Origin of the sequence: Limosilactobacillus reuteri, assembly GCF_034259105.1 — a bacterium.
GTDB classification, from domain to species: Bacteria; Bacillota; Bacilli; order Lactobacillales; family Lactobacillaceae; genus Limosilactobacillus; species Limosilactobacillus reuteri_G.
On sequence record NZ_CP139478.1, the window covers coordinates 1675122 to 1689787 of the forward strand.

Annotated in this window: 12 protein-coding genes and 1 pseudogene; 1 reads left to right on the forward strand and 12 read right to left on the reverse strand. The window is 36.3% G+C overall.

The window, feature by feature from the left end; genetic code table 11:
• Position 1: 1 nt before the first annotated feature.
• The 8 genes and pseudogenes from SH603_RS09400 to SH603_RS09435 all read right to left on the reverse strand — a co-directional run bounded on the left by SH603_RS09400 (position 2) and on the right by SH603_RS09435 (position 8344).
• Positions 2 to 889 (reverse strand): LysR family transcriptional regulator, encoded by an 888-nt coding sequence (locus SH603_RS09400; RefSeq protein ID WP_169472442.1) that lies wholly within the window; start codon positions 887 to 889, stop codon positions 2 to 4.
• Positions 890 to 1107: 218 nt separating this feature from the next.
• The gene (locus SH603_RS09405; RefSeq protein ID WP_169472443.1) at positions 1108 to 1899 is read right to left on the reverse strand and encodes an alpha/beta fold hydrolase; all 792 of its coding nucleotides are present in this window, start codon (positions 1897 to 1899) and stop codon (positions 1108 to 1110) included.
• Positions 1880 to 3307: pseudogene (citG, locus tag SH603_RS09410) on the reverse strand (triphosphoribosyl-dephospho-CoA synthase CitG). Before citG ends, SH603_RS09405 begins: the two are co-directional and overlap by 20 nt.
• 96 nt (positions 3308 to 3403) lie before the next feature.
• A complete protein-coding gene (gene citF, locus SH603_RS09415; RefSeq protein WP_169472445.1) occupies positions 3404 to 4942 on the reverse strand; it encodes a citrate lyase subunit alpha in 1539 nt (512 codons plus the stop codon).
• Entirely contained in the window at positions 4932 to 5837 is a 906-nt protein-coding gene (gene citE / locus SH603_RS09420; protein WP_003670699.1) for a citrate (pro-3S)-lyase subunit beta, read from the reverse strand. The genes citF and citE overlap by 11 nt, the downstream gene beginning before the upstream one ends.
• Before the next feature lie 2 nt (positions 5838 to 5839).
• A complete protein-coding gene (gene citD, locus SH603_RS09425; RefSeq protein WP_003670701.1) occupies positions 5840 to 6133 on the reverse strand; it encodes a citrate lyase acyl carrier protein in 294 nt (97 codons plus the stop codon).
• On the reverse strand, positions 6133 to 7176 hold the full coding sequence (gene citC / locus SH603_RS09430; RefSeq protein ID WP_169472447.1) for a [citrate (pro-3S)-lyase] ligase: 1044 nt from the start codon (positions 7174 to 7176) through the stop codon (positions 6133 to 6135). Before citC ends, citD begins: the two co-directional genes overlap by 1 nt.
• A gap of 10 nt (positions 7177 to 7186) precedes the next feature.
• Entirely contained in the window at positions 7187 to 8344 is a 1158-nt protein-coding gene (locus tag SH603_RS09435; protein WP_169472448.1) for an NAD(P)-dependent malic enzyme, read from the reverse strand.
• A 138-nt stretch (positions 8345 to 8482) separates the two neighbouring features.
• On the opposite strand from SH603_RS09435, the gene SH603_RS09440 reads away from it, so the two are divergent.
• Positions 8483 to 9424, forward strand: a complete 942-nt coding sequence (locus SH603_RS09440) for a sugar-binding transcriptional regulator (RefSeq protein WP_169472449.1) — start codon at positions 8483 to 8485, stop codon at positions 9422 to 9424.
• 34 nt (positions 9425 to 9458) lie between these two features.
• Here SH603_RS09440 and SH603_RS09445 read toward each other — a convergent pair whose 3' ends face one another.
• The 4 genes from SH603_RS09445 to SH603_RS09460 all read right to left on the reverse strand — a co-directional run bounded on the left by SH603_RS09445 (position 9459) and on the right by SH603_RS09460 (position 14558).
• Positions 9459 to 10877 carry an anion permease gene (locus SH603_RS09445; RefSeq protein ID WP_113898132.1) on the reverse strand — a complete coding sequence of 473 codons (1419 nt, stop codon included), beginning with the start codon at positions 10875 to 10877 and terminating at the stop codon, positions 9459 to 9461.
• Positions 10878 to 10899: 22 nt separating this feature from the next.
• Positions 10900 to 11835 carry an L-lactate dehydrogenase gene (locus SH603_RS09450; RefSeq protein ID WP_169472450.1) on the reverse strand — a complete coding sequence of 312 codons (936 nt, stop codon included), beginning with the start codon at positions 11833 to 11835 and terminating at the stop codon, positions 10900 to 10902.
• A gap of 64 nt (positions 11836 to 11899) precedes the next feature.
• Positions 11900 to 13294 carry a flavocytochrome c gene (locus SH603_RS09455; protein ID WP_169472451.1) on the reverse strand — a complete coding sequence of 465 codons (1395 nt, stop codon included), beginning with the start codon at positions 13292 to 13294 and terminating at the stop codon, positions 11900 to 11902.
• Positions 13295 to 13427: 133 nt separating this feature from the next.
• Positions 13428 to 14558: an IS30 family transposase gene (locus SH603_RS09460; protein WP_013923736.1), complete on the reverse strand. Its 1131-nt coding sequence runs from the start codon at positions 14556 to 14558 to the stop codon at positions 13428 to 13430.
• Positions 14559 to 14666: the final 108 nt, after the last annotated feature.

The window sequence follows — 14666 nt, forward strand, 5'->3', positions numbered from 1 at the left end:
GTCAAGCGACGGGAGTAATTTCTTTTAATTTAGTGATTAATTGCTGTTCATCATCGCTTAAAATGTAATCCTCCCTTGTGGCAAGCGAAATAAAAAATTTTTCGGGAATTGGGTCTTCAATATCTAAGGCAACAATTCCTGGTTCATCCTTTACCGCATCTTTTACCATCAAGCTAATTCCCTTATTTTGCCGCACTAACTCTTTAATCCAGGAAACATTTGGTACCTTATAAATTGCCGTTTGTGGATTAATTTGGGCATAGGTAGAATAAGCTTGGAAGGCAGCTTTATGCACATATTGCTGGTCATAATTAATAAAGATTTCATTCGTTAAGTCTTGAAAACTAACCGCCTTTTTCTTTGCAAGCGGATGATCAGCACTTACGATGATACTAAATGGTCGCGCAGTTATTAATTCCGCAAAAATACCGGCTTGATCAATTGGTGCAATTGATCCCAGCATGGCAATATCGATCTTTCCCGCTTGTAATTCACTTAGCAACTCATGCGACCCCACAGAAACAATTTTTATTCGTTGAAGAAGCTGCTTAGAAAGATTGCCGATAATGTGTGAAATATACATTTTTCCAATAATTGGCGGAAGACCTAATTTTATTTGTCGCTGATCGGACCGTGCTATTTCTTGATGGGCAATGTCTATTTTTTTGTTTATCGCCAACGCTTTTTCATATAGTAACTGCCCACTGCGCGTAAACATTTCATCCCTATGAACACGATCTTTGCGCACTAACTTTGTGTCAAATTCTTGCTCAAGGCGACGAATTGCCTGGGTAATACTAGGTTGAGAAACATTAAAATACTTTGCTACTTGCGTATAATTTTTTAATTTAACTAGCATGGCAAAGTATTGCAAATCACGAGTATTCATCGTCTTAACCCTTTCTATGTCGAAATAATATCTTTATCTTACGTCAACTTATACTTGAATACAAAAGAATGTTCGCAAAAGAAATTAATCTTCTCAACAAGAAGGTCGGCTAAACTGGCTTCATGTTATCTTGTTATTTAAAATAATAAGGCTGGGGGAATTTTTTTCATTTCTCCCAGCTTCCGCACTAATCTTAAGCTATTCAAGTAAATGTTAAATTATTGATGTTCTTTTAAGTAATTATCCATTATTTTATTAAATTTGTTTGCCTGTTCTGCCATTATTACATGGCCACTTTGATCAACAGATTGATGTGATATAAACTGTGGATTAGCTTGTCTCATAACATCTGCAAATTTACCATTAAAGTACGGACTTTGATTTGCGGTGACTAATAATGTTGGAATACTAATTTTTTCAAGGGTTAATCGCCAATCCCGTTTAGCGTGATCATAGAGTAAGGGAAGATTTTCGGTCCTAATAAATGGAAACATTTCTTTTTCTGGCTCTAATTTTGATATTACTTGAGATGGCACCCCATTTAATGTCTCTCTAACATTACCATGCTCTTTTAATTTTAATTTATATGATGCCCTTGTGACATCCATATATCCATAAGGCCATTGAATTGTATTAAGCATCTTGGGAGATTGATCAATCGCTATCACACCACTTAAAGGAAAATCAGCATAAAGTGATAAGAATCCATATATTACAGATGCACCCATAGAATGCCCAATTAAAAAGGGCTTTGCAACATTTAAATAATTTAATAGTTCATATAAATCCTTTATTAAGGGCTCAATGGAGTCTAATTTCTCATCTCTAGTTGATGCTCCATGATTTCGCTGATCATACGTAATTACCTGATAACCTTGCTGAATTAAGTTTTTAATTTGTAAACACCATATTTGTTGGTAGCCGCCAAAGCCATGAATTAAAACAACTGGTTTTCCAGTGCCATAAACATAGTAATTAATTCTTATCCCGTCATTTGTTTTGAAGTCCATCAGGCAACCCTTCCTTCACTAAAGCTAAAAAGATAGTAACTATTAATAAATCAGCAGTGCCGCCAAGGCTTAAATTTTGTTGAGTGAATTTTTCTTCAATTTTAGTTAGCTTTTGTTGTCCAGCCTTAGTATCTATTCCACCTAGTCTTAAACACTCTTGAATTTCTTTATTTTTCCATTCTTGAATAGCTGGATCCCCTGCTCTTTTAATTAAGGTCGAGTCTTCAATATGTAAAGCTAGTTCTAAAAAAGTTATTAAAATTCGGCTATTCCAATCATAGTTTGATGTTAATAAGGTTGGTAAACCATACTTAAAAACTGTCGGGTATCCAGCATGTGCTTCCCCTCGAATACCAGAAAGGCCGTATTTTAAATATTGTTTCTCACCCGCAGTTAAAATTTTTTTCGATGAAAGATGTTTTAGATCATCATTAATCAAATTTTTTAACATCTTTTTAATCACGTTTTTAATATCATTTGCATCAAATTGTTTTAGATGCTGTAAGCTGTAGGCTGTTGCTGCAACAAATACTCCCAATGAAAAAACTGCTCCTTTATGAGTATTAACATTATTTGTAGCAACAAACATTGTTTTCTCAGCTTTTTTACCATATTCACGTAACTTTTCAAATATCAATGATAAATTAGCAGAACGACTCATTATTCCTAGTAATGCTGCTTGATGAAGATAGTTACGCAAACTAATAGAACTATTAATGAAAGTAAATATATCCATATCTAAGTGTGCTCCATGTTCAACTGGATCCACTAATCCGGGCTTAGGCCAAGCAGACACTTCATATAAAAGGGCTCGTTGTGCATGCTGAGTTAACCAATTTGCAATGTTTTCTTTTTCTTGATATGCCAATTCTACGCAAACTAACTGACTAACTTTTTCTTGTAACTCTTCAACTGAATGTCGACGGGAGCGACCACACTCTTTAGCTGGGCGACCACAAATTAAACACTTTCTAGCAGGTTGATTTACATCTGACCTTGATAGTGATTTTATTGTTCCACTATCATTAGCTAGCACATCTAAGTCAAATAAACGATAACTTGGCTTCAATTCTTCAAAATGATTCGTAATCTCTTTTACTAAAATTGCACCCGTATCAACAAGATAGAAGCGCTCTGGACCAGTTTTCTTATCCAGCCACTCTTTTTTTGAAATAAAAACAATTCCAGCATCTAATAACATTTTTTCAAATTCATTGAGGCCAGCTATAAAAAATGACTCTATCTTTTTATTATTCTTTATTGGACCAGGAATATTTAATTTAGCTGCTACAACAGTCATTGATGGATTAGTTTTCAATAACTGGTTTTGTATTTTTACACGCTCATCCTTATTTTTTTAAACGGCAAGAATGTCTTGGTATTCACCGTGATCAAAAATAGTTTGCATACTAACTCCTCAAATCAAATTTTAACATTAATTATAGCAATAACGGGTATAAAAAACGGTACTAGAAAATTCCAGTACCGCAATTTCTATTCGTAATTAGTCCTTAATTTGTTTAATTTTATCAATTAAAGTACCATCACGATATTCAACAAGTGCAACTGTTCGATCAGTATATTCAATCTTTTCTGGCTTACCAACAATCTTTTCTGCACGTTGTTGTAATTCTTCAATTGAAATCAATGGAATACTTGGCACATTCTTGAATGCTTCAATTAAATCTTTACGTGCAGGATTTACAGCAACCCCTACTTCAGTAACAACAACATCAATTGATGAACCTGGGGTAGTTACTGAATTAACAGCTGGTACAATTGTTGCAATCCGACCACGAGTTAATGGTGCAGAAATAATTGTCATCTTTGCAGTACCAGCATCTTGGTGTCCACCAACAGCACCACGAATTTCACCATTAGATCCAGTTAAAACATTAACATTGAAATCAGTATCAATTTCCAAAGCAGAAAGAATTGCAATGTCCAGTTGATCAACCATTGCTCCCTTGTTATCAGGATCAGCATACCATGATCCGTCAATTTCAATTTGACCAGGATTACTCTTCATACTTGAAGCAGCACCCTTGTCAAAATCTTGAACATCCATAACTTTCTTTACTAATCCCTCTTCTAAAAGTTTAACGATTGGCGAAGTAGTTCCCCCACAAGTAAAGGAAGCAGTAATGTTGTTATCAATCATTGCTTGACGAAGGAAACGGGTAACAGCTAAAGCAGCTCCACCAGTACCAGTTTGGAATGAGAAACCTTCTTTAAAGTATGGAGAATTTACAATTACATCATTAACCATCTTTGCAATCTTCAATTCTTTAGGATCCTTAGTGAAACGTGTTGCACCACTACCAATACGGTCTGGATCCCCAACTTTATCAATTTTTACAACGTAATCTACTTGTGTTTGTTGGATTGATGCAGGCGTATTAGGATAATCAGCAATTGTATCTGTTACAAGAACAACTTTATCTGCGTATTTGGCATCAACTAATGCATAACCTAATGATCCCAAAGCTGATTCACCATTCATACCATTAGCATTTCCCATTCGATCTGAGTTAGGAACACCAATAAAGGCCACATCAATTTTAATATTTCCATTTTCAATTGAACGTGCACGATTACCATGTGAACGGAAAATAACTGGATTCTTTAATAAACCATGAGAAACGGCTTCCCCAAGACTTCCCCGCATACCAGAACTAGTAATGTTAGTAATTGTACCAGCCTTAATAGCTTCGATTACCTTATCATTCATTACCCCAGTTAACGATGATGGAGCCAAAGTTAAGTCTTTGTAACCCATCTTGATGATTTTATCCATAACCATGTTAAATACAAAGTCACCATTACGGAAGTGGTGGTGGAACGAAATTGTCATCCCGTCCTTCAAGTTATTCTTGATAACATCATCTAATGAATCTACTAACTTATCGTCACCCTTGGTAACACGAACATCATGACCAGTATAGTGAACAATTGGATGACCAATTTCAGTAGTTTCAAATGGCTTGTAGTTTGTTGAATCTAAAATTTTATCTGAAATTTCGCGTCCGACTTTATTTTTCAATGTATTCGCCCTCCTCATTGATCAAGTTAGAAGCCTTTGCTAAACGAATTACCCGTTGTGCACGTAATACAACTGGGCGGTCAACCATTTGACCGTTCATTGAGATAACACCTGAACCCTTTTGGTGTGCTTCTTCAATTGCAGCTTCAACGTCCAATGCATTTTCAATTTCTTTCTTGGTTGGTTCATAAATCTTATTTACCCAATCAATTTGACGAGGGTTAACAAGAGATTTACCGTCAAATCCTAATTCGTGAATGTGTTCAGTCTCACGTTTAAAGCCTTCTACATCATTCATATTAGTAAAGACAGTATCAAAGGCTGCAATGCCAGCGGCACGTGCTGCGTGAAGAATCATGTTACGAGCAAATTCAAGTTCTGCTCCATCTGGGTAACGATGAGTCTTCATATCAGTCGTATAGTCTTCAGCAGAAAGTGCCAAACCAATCATCCGGTCAGTGCTTGCAGCAATTTCTGGTGCATTAAGTACTCCCTTAGCACTTTCAATAGCTGCCATAACGTGCGTTGTACCTGGCTTAATACCAAATTTGTTTTCAGCTTCTTCTACTACTTTTACAAGATCTAGCATCATTTGAGCTGATTCTACTTTTGGCAAACGAACAACTTGAATACCGGCTTTTACCATTGCGAAAACATCATTCTTAAAAAATGGTGTATCAATTCCATTAACACGAACAACTAATTCTGAATCACCATAATCTTGTGTTTGAAGAGCTTGATAAACTAACATCCGGGCAGCATCTTTTTCTGCCATTGAAACTGAATCTTCCAAGTCAAACATAATGGAGTCGGCACCATAAATACCAGCATCCTTTACCATTCCGGCATTGTTACCTGGGACAAACATCATTGTCCGACGTAAACGTTCTTCCATTATTAAAATACCTCCCAGTCTGGTTGATCTGCTGTATCAAGAGCACGTTGAGCAGCAGCCATTGTCCGTGCTTTAATTACACAATCTAAAGCTCCTTTATCCACAGCTTTAACATTGGCATTATCAATTCCATAAGCAGTTAAAGTATCAGTAATCACCTTACGAATTTGATTACCATAAAGTTCTTCCACAGAGGAATCTAAGTCAATGTTGATACCATTATTACCTTGGCTCAAAGTAATTTGAATATCGGAAGATTCCAAAGTTCCTGCTAATGCAGTCTTCTTAATATCCATTATTTAATACTTCCTTCCTTTATCCGAGTTTGAAGCTCAGACCAGTTGTTTTTAATAAATTCGAGCGTTGTATCTGGAACATACTTTTTTACTAACGCAATATCATCATTAGCAATTGCTGCTCGTACCTTCGTTGCTGAAATAATATTTTGATCCTTATTTTTCTTTCGATCAATAATCTTTACTTCAACATCAGGTGGTAGAACCCTATTTAACTCTTCATTATATATATTTGTTGTTTTGGAATATGGTTCATTCCCAAGATATCGAGATGTTATATTAAGTGGTTTTGCAATTTGTTCCTTAAAAAGGGTTGCATCCAAGGAAGCTTGAAATCTTCCAACATTTTGATCATCTTTTAAAAAGTATGCTGGAAACGTAGCATAACTAACCATGTATTCCTTACCTGGTACTACTATAACATTTGGTAAATCAGCTACTCCTGCTTTAACTAACTTAAAACGATCAGAAAATGAAAAAATGGAAACATCTTCACTAACAACAAAAACATATACATAATTATTTTCTTTACTAGCAGTTTCCACTAAGTAACGATGTCCTTTTGTAAAAGGATTAGCGTTCATAACAATTCCCGCGATCTTGCTTCTTTCTTGATCGTTAAAGTGTGGCAAAGACGAAATATAGTCATGAATATCAGGGGTTCCACTTTCTAATATAGTTCCTTGTTCTACTTTTGCTAATTCATGAAATCCGACATACTGGAAACTTTGACTATATTGTGGTTTCGTAAAAACAAACAAATGGAAGTGCCCCATCATTGCAGCTTCGTTTTCTAATTTACTAACCAAACTGTTAAATGTTTCACCATGTCCCTGAACTTTTGAACAAATTGCAATATACTTCAATACATTACCAGCAATTGATCCAGTTGCTAAAATCTCACCATTTTCTTCCCATACAAAAGTCTTATCAATAGAAGATGTTTCTTTTTCAGAAAAAGCTTCAATTCCATTGAACCGCAAGAACTTTTGCCACTTGGTGAAATTGCGTTTTAAATGAATGTTAATTTCACGAACTTCCATTAATATTCTCCTAATCGTTATTCTTTTGACTTGCGTAATGTTGAACAGCTTTAGCTACTGTATTTACTACACCATCATCAAATACTCCAGGAACAATTTTTTCAGCTGTTGGCTTAGAAATCATATTTGCTAATGCAGAAGCAATTGCTTTTTCAAGGCCGAAATCAACTTTATTTAAATCAGCTGATAATAATCCTTTATATAACCCGGGAAATACCAAAATATTATTTACTTGATTTGGATATTGACTTGAGCCAGTTGCCATTACTGCTACATCTGCATCTTTTGCAATTTGAGGATCAATCTCAGGCTTTGGATTTGCAAGTGCAAAAATAATTGGATTTTGAGCCATTGATTTAACCTGTTTTTCGCTTAATACATCAGCATCAGAAAGCCCGATAAATACATCTCGATTTTTTACTGCCTCATCTAAGCTTCTATACGATGTTTGATCAGCACTTTGTTTTACTAAATCTGTTTGATAATGATTATAATTTTGACTATCAACATGCACTGGTCCATCAATATCAACAAATGTAATATTTTTAATACCTGCCGCAAAAAGTAATCGAGCTGTTGCAACTCCTGATGCTCCAACTCCATTAATTACAACTTTCAAATCTTTCAGATTTTTCTTTACTACTCTAGCGGCATTAATTAATCCAGCCAAAACAACGATTGCTGTTCCTTCTTGATCATCATGGTAAACTGGAATATTAACTGCTTTAGACAATTTCTCTTCAATCTCAAAACAACGAGGTGCTTTAATATCTTCTAAATGAAAACCCGCAAAAGATTCCTGCATATTCTTTAATGTTGCCACAAATTCATCGACAGGAACTTGCTCAACAGTTAAAGGTAGTGCATTAACATTAGCTAAATCCTTATAAAGTAATGCTTTCCCCTCAACAACTGGAAGACCACCGGCCGGGCCAATATTTCCTAATCCCAAAACAGCAGAGCCATCAGTTACTAATGCTACAAGTTTTCCACTAAGGGTATATTTATCCTTTAGTTCGGGATAACGTTCTATAAGCTTAGAGATTACCGCAACTCCTGGAGTATATGCTTCACCTAATTCTTTTCGATTTTTCACTTCAAATTGAGGTGCAATATTAAGTACTCCTTGGTTCTTAGCATGCATTGAGAGTATTTCTTTATCTTCCATTTGTCGAAAGCCTCCTCATTTCATTATTAATATCTTACCACCTTTTTTTAAAAATTAAAATAATTACTGTATTTTTTAAATATTTAAAAAAATAATGATATACTTAAAACAACATTGAGCATGAAAGGAATAAAAATAATGAACTCACAGCATCAACAATTACTCGGTAATCTTGCACAAGATTATTACCTTAGCAAAATGGCAATTAGTGATATTTCTAAAAAATATAATCTTAGTCGCTACCTCATTATGAAATACCTTGATGAAGCTTTTTCAAGCGGGATTGTTGATATAAGCATTCATACAGATTATGACCGAAATGCCCAACTAGAACGCGAATTATCAAATAGTTTTGATATAAGAAATGTCTATGTTATTAAAGATCCAAGTAACCCCTTGGACCGCGATAAAATCATTGCTAACTTTGCAGCTAATCAAATTCAATCTCTTATTAAAGAATATAAAACAATCGGATTATCGTGGGGGGAAACAATTTATACTGTTCTTGATCATTTCAGCAAACACTCTTCCCGTAATTTAGTTTTCACACAATTTATGGGTGAAAATATGAAATATAAATCTTCTGCCGCATCAATGCGAATGGTACAAAAAGCTGCATCCAAATATGATTGTCCTTATTACACCATTCCCGGACCACTTTATATTCTTAATGACGAAGCAAGAAATGACCTATATTCCGAACCGCCTTTTACAGAAGCATTTAAGGTTGCCAATAAAATGGAAATGATTGTTTGTGGATTAGGCACTCTCCAATCAATAGACAGTATCCCTGCTTGGCATGATTATAAAGAAAAGTTATTTAAAGGAGTTAGTTTAAACCAAATTGCTGGAATGGCATTTGGTCGTCCATACGATATTAACGGTAACTTTCTAATTCATCCCAATAACGATAAAACTCTCTCTATCCCTTTAAATAAAATTCTTAACGTTCCTATACGCTTTGCTATTGTTCAACGCAAATCAAAATATCAAGCCGCTTTAGGAGCCCTTCGTGGAGGTTTATTTACTGATATGATACTTACAGAATCAATCGCTTTACGAATTATTGAGGAGATATAAAAAAAGACCTGACAAATTGCCAGATCTTTTTTTATTACCATAAACCAATAACTTTCATCCATACTGTTCCGATTCCGATAAATACTACCAGATAAAGAAGACCAAGGATAAAGTTCATTCGCCACCAGTCACTCTGCTTAACGTAACCTGTACTGAATAAAGCAGAAGCAGGACCGTTAGCGTAGTGAGTAGTTGAACTATAAGCAGCAGCAGTCAATGAAAGAAGCATTGCTGCTAAGAATGGTGGAACACCGGCTGAAATCGCAACTCCAAGGAATCCACTAAACATAGCAGTAACTTGGGCTGTACCAGAAGCAAATAGATAGTGACTGTAGAAGTAAATCAGTACTAATGCAATCATGATTACAAACCAGTTCATTCCACTAAGTGAATGACTAACAGTCTTTGAGAACCATGGAATAATTCCAAGCTTGTTTAATTCTCCAGCAAGGAAAATTAAGATTGAGAACCAGAGAACAACGTTCCAAGCACCAGTTTCATTTAAAACATCTTTAGTAGTAAGAATACCTGTTAAAAGCATTAATACAACGGCAATAAATGCAACTGTCATTGCATCCATTCCAATGAAGCTTGAAATCATCCATAAAACGATTGCGATTGCAAAAATAACTAACATTAATTTTTCAGAAAGCTTCATTGGCCCCATTTCAGCTAGTTGACTATCAGCTAACTGACGAGCATCCGGTGTTTCCTTAATTTCTGGTGGATACATCTTGTAGATGATCCATGGAATCAATGCTAAAAGAATAACACCAGGAAGTAAAGCAGCTAAGAACCATGAAATCCAAGTAATGTTAACACCCAGCTCTTTTGCAAGCCCAACAGCAACAATGTTTGGTGCCATTGCAGTCATAAACATCGCACTAGTAATAATATTGACATGAAATTCAGTGAATAATAAGTAAGAACCCATCTTCCGTTCTGTTCCATCTTTTGGTGATGAATGGAACGTATTTGAAAGAGCATCAATAATCGGTAAAACAATACCACTAGCACGTGCCGTGTTACTTGGTGTAGCAGGCGCTGTAACAAGATCAATTCCCATTAAAGCATATCCTAAACCAATTGATTTTTTACCAAAATAACGAACAAATAGTAAAGCTACTCGGTTTCCTAAACCAGTCTTAATAAATCCACGGGCAATTAAGTATGCCATTGCAATAGTCCAAGGAGTACTATTTCCAAAAGCAACTACTGCTTCTTTCATCGGAGCAATTCCTAGTAAAACCGTGAGTGTAAAACCAATTAATGCAACCCCAGCAATTGGCAATGGCTGAGTAATACATCCAACAATCGTTGCAATAAATAATGCTAACAAGTGCCAAGCTACAACGCTAATTCCTACAGGCCGGACTGGAGTACAAAGCCAAATGATAACTCCAACAAGTACCGGCCAGATAAATCCTTTATAATTTACCTTTGATAATCCCATTAGATTATTTCTCCCTTAATAATTAAACTTTCACACCATCTAAGACATCTTTCATCTTAGCAGCAGAGTATTTTAGTTTTTCGATTTCTGTATCCGAAAGTCCGTAATCAATGACTTTTTCTATTCCTGTTCGATTAACAATTGCAGGTATTCCAAGATACAAATCATTAATCCCATATTGACCCGTTAGAGGAGCTGATATTGGGAGCATGATGTTACGATTTTCAATAATCGCTTTTACAATATAAGCAAGATATTTAGCTACTCCATAGAAAGTAGCTCCTTTTCCTTCGATAATCTTACCACCACGTTCTTTAACTGCTTTTTCAAGTTCGCTATAGTCCTGAACAGTTAAATCAGTAACTTCTTTTAACGGTTTTCCATTAATAGTAGCTTCATCGAATGCACCAAACGATGTATCTCCATGTTCCCCTAAAACTAAAGCATCAATTTCATTTACTGGAACATTTAACTTTTCAGATAAAAGTACATTCAATCGAGCTGTGTCTAATGAAGTACCAGTTCCGATAACACGATGCTTAGGGAATCCAGAGAGTTGTTGTGTCACTATAGTTAAAATATCAACAGGATTACTTGATACAACAAAAATGCCGTTGAATCCACTTTCAACAATTGGGTTAACAATAGTTGAAAGAATCTTTGTGTTCTTTGAAACAAGATCCAAACGAGTCTCTCCTGGCTTGCGTGGAACTCCAGCAGTAATAACTACAACATCAGCATCAGCAGCATCAGAATAATCCCCCGCATGAATGTTGACTGGACTAGTTAGTGGAGTAATATCTTGTAAATCCAATGATTCTCCTGTTGCCTTCTCTTTCTTTAGGTCAACAATAACTAATTCATCAATTTCTTGTGTTGTTTGAAGGAGTGAGAATGCGAATGATGATCCTACAGCTCCATCACCAACAAGCACAACTTTATGATGATGTCCTAACATAAAATTTTCCTCCAAATAATATACAAATAATTGCTCTAGGCAGTTTCTCACTGCCCATTATTTTTTACTTTAAGCCACGGGCGTAAACAGTTACTTGTTGACCTGCTTGTCGTCCAAAGACAATTGTTTCTGCAATTGAGTTACCACCAACACGGTTATTACCATGTAAACCACCAGCAACTTCACCTGCAGCGTATAATCCCTTGATTACATCCCCATTACCATCAAGCACTTGAGTCTTTGTATTAATATGAATACCACCCATAGTGTAGTGAATTGCAGGTGCAATATGAATTGCGAAGAATCCTGGCTTAGTAATTCCACGGTCCATTCCTGTTGTCCGATGGAATTCTTTATCATCATGATTTTCAACAGCTTCATTCCATGTTGCAACCGTCTTCTTCAAGTTTTCAGGATCCATGTTGAGGTTCTTTGCAAGATCCTCAATCGTATCGCCATGAACAACAAGACCAACTTTATCGTAGAATTCAATTGCCTTAACATGATCACGAATACCTTGATCAAAAATCAAGTAAGCACTGTGTTCTGGAAGGGAAGTAATTGCATTGGCACAAATCTTTCGGGTATTCAATTCGTTAACAAACCGGTTACCTTCAGCGTTAACCATAATTGCCCCTTCACCACGGACAGCTTCACCAATTAAGTAAACATGAGGATTATCTTGTTGAACAGTTGGGTGAACTTGTACAAGGTCCATTTGCATTAATTCACCGCCAACGCCTTCAGCAAGCTTCAAACCATCACCAGTTGCTCCTGGTTGGTTGGTAGTCTTGTAATCAGCAAGGTCAGGGCGGAACCGCTTCATGTATTCCTTAGAAGCACCAAATCCACCAGTAGCTAAGATAACAGCCTTTGCGTGAACGGTTTTAATCAGGCCATCAGCATTAGCTTCAACACCGATTACCTTGCCTTCATCATCTTGTAAGAGCTTGTTAACTTTAACCTTGTTGAATACTGGAATGTTTTCCTTTTGAACAACTTCCAATAAACTCTTTACTAAGAAACCACCAATTGGCGCCATACTTGCTGGACGGTGAGTACGCTTACGAGACATTCCACCAGTAATTGTAATGTCATCAAGCTTAATCCCATGATCAGCTAACCAGTCGATTGCTGGGGCTGTGTGATATACAAAGTAACCTAGCATATCCTTGTCGTTTAGACGTCCACCATCTTGGTATGTTTCGTGGTAGAAATCGGCAACGTTATCAATTACTCCATGTTGTAATTGCACGTTGGTTTCAGCGGCGTTCATTCCTGAAGAAGCCCGGTTAGTATTTCCACCAAGCTCTTCTTCCTTTTCAAGAACAACCGTCTTCATTCCCAATTCGTTTGCTTGAATTGCTGCGGAAAGACCTGTTCCACCAGAACCAATTACAATAACATCGTAATCATTATCTAATTTGCTTACAGATAATGGTTGGAATTTTTCAGCCATGATATTGCTCTCCTTTTAATTATATTTAAATGTATTAACAGTCAAAAAGAGTGGAACAAGTTCTTTTTATTGCTTATTTTCACTCTTGCCAAAATTGGCATCCTAAATTTCAAGAATAAGTTAGCCACTGGACTCAAATAAATAATACTGACCAATTGATTATTGGTTGATGGAGCTGTGATATCTCTTGGTAGAAGGCCTTACGATAGATATCCATTGACGAATGTCCATTAAACATAGCTCGTGGATAGTGATTCATCCAATCATTAGTCGCTATGATCTGAGCACTACTATAGTTATTTATAGCTTCACCTTTGGTAATCTCCTTGCGGAGAAACCGGTTATTGATCTCATTGGATCCACGTTCCCAAGGGGAATACGGATCAGCATAGAAAACATGATCGTGAACTTGTGTTAACTCACTAAATTCTGAACCGTTGTCAGAGGTTATTGTCTTAAAGATGCGATAGTAAGCATCTGTGCCCATTTTCTGGCGTAAATTTATAAAGAACTGATTTACTGCATGCGCAGTTTTACCAGCAATTTTACTCGTGATATTAACTCGTGAAAGGCGATCAGTCATTACTAGTACAACACTGTCATTACCGTTTTTCTGTCCCTGAACTGTATCTAGTTCCCAATGGCCAATTTCGGACCGTTGGTCCGCAGTTTGAGGTCGTTGAGCAATATTAGGCCCTAAGCACCTTTTAGCTTGCGGATGAGTTCGATGATGCTTACGTTTAGGTTTTTCAAAGAGGTCTAAATTGGACGTACGAAGCACACCCTCATTAATCCATTGATATAAAGTTACAACCGACTTTGGGATCAGGGTGCCATCATTCATTAAATCTCGAGCCTTATAAATAACCGCTTGTGGGGAGTAATGGTGGTCGTCAAACTCACCAAGCATTAGCTGATCAGCTAATCGTAAAAATTGCTTTGAAGAATAATATAAGCGACGACGACCAGAATGGCGGTGATGTTCAAGATATGTGGCCTGACCAGCTTCATAACTATAGATGTAGTAAGAATATTCGTAAATTTTACCATTAGATTTTTGACGACGAAGTTGGCGGACCGTACCACGGTTGAGCTCGTTATTAATTGTTTGATGATTAACTCCTAATTGGCGACCAATTGCGCGATTGGAAAGTCCTTGCGACTTTAAAGTCGCAATCATCACACGTTCTTCTTTAGTAAGATGAGCATTCTTTTTATGAGTAGTCAATAAACTAGTAGACATGGTATCATTTAAGTGCGTCATTTGACGGACATCCTTTCATATAGGTTTGGTTCACTTAATATGATACCTGATGTCACGCCGAATGGCGTTTTTTATTTACCACCAACTGGGTGGCTAACTTCATTCTAT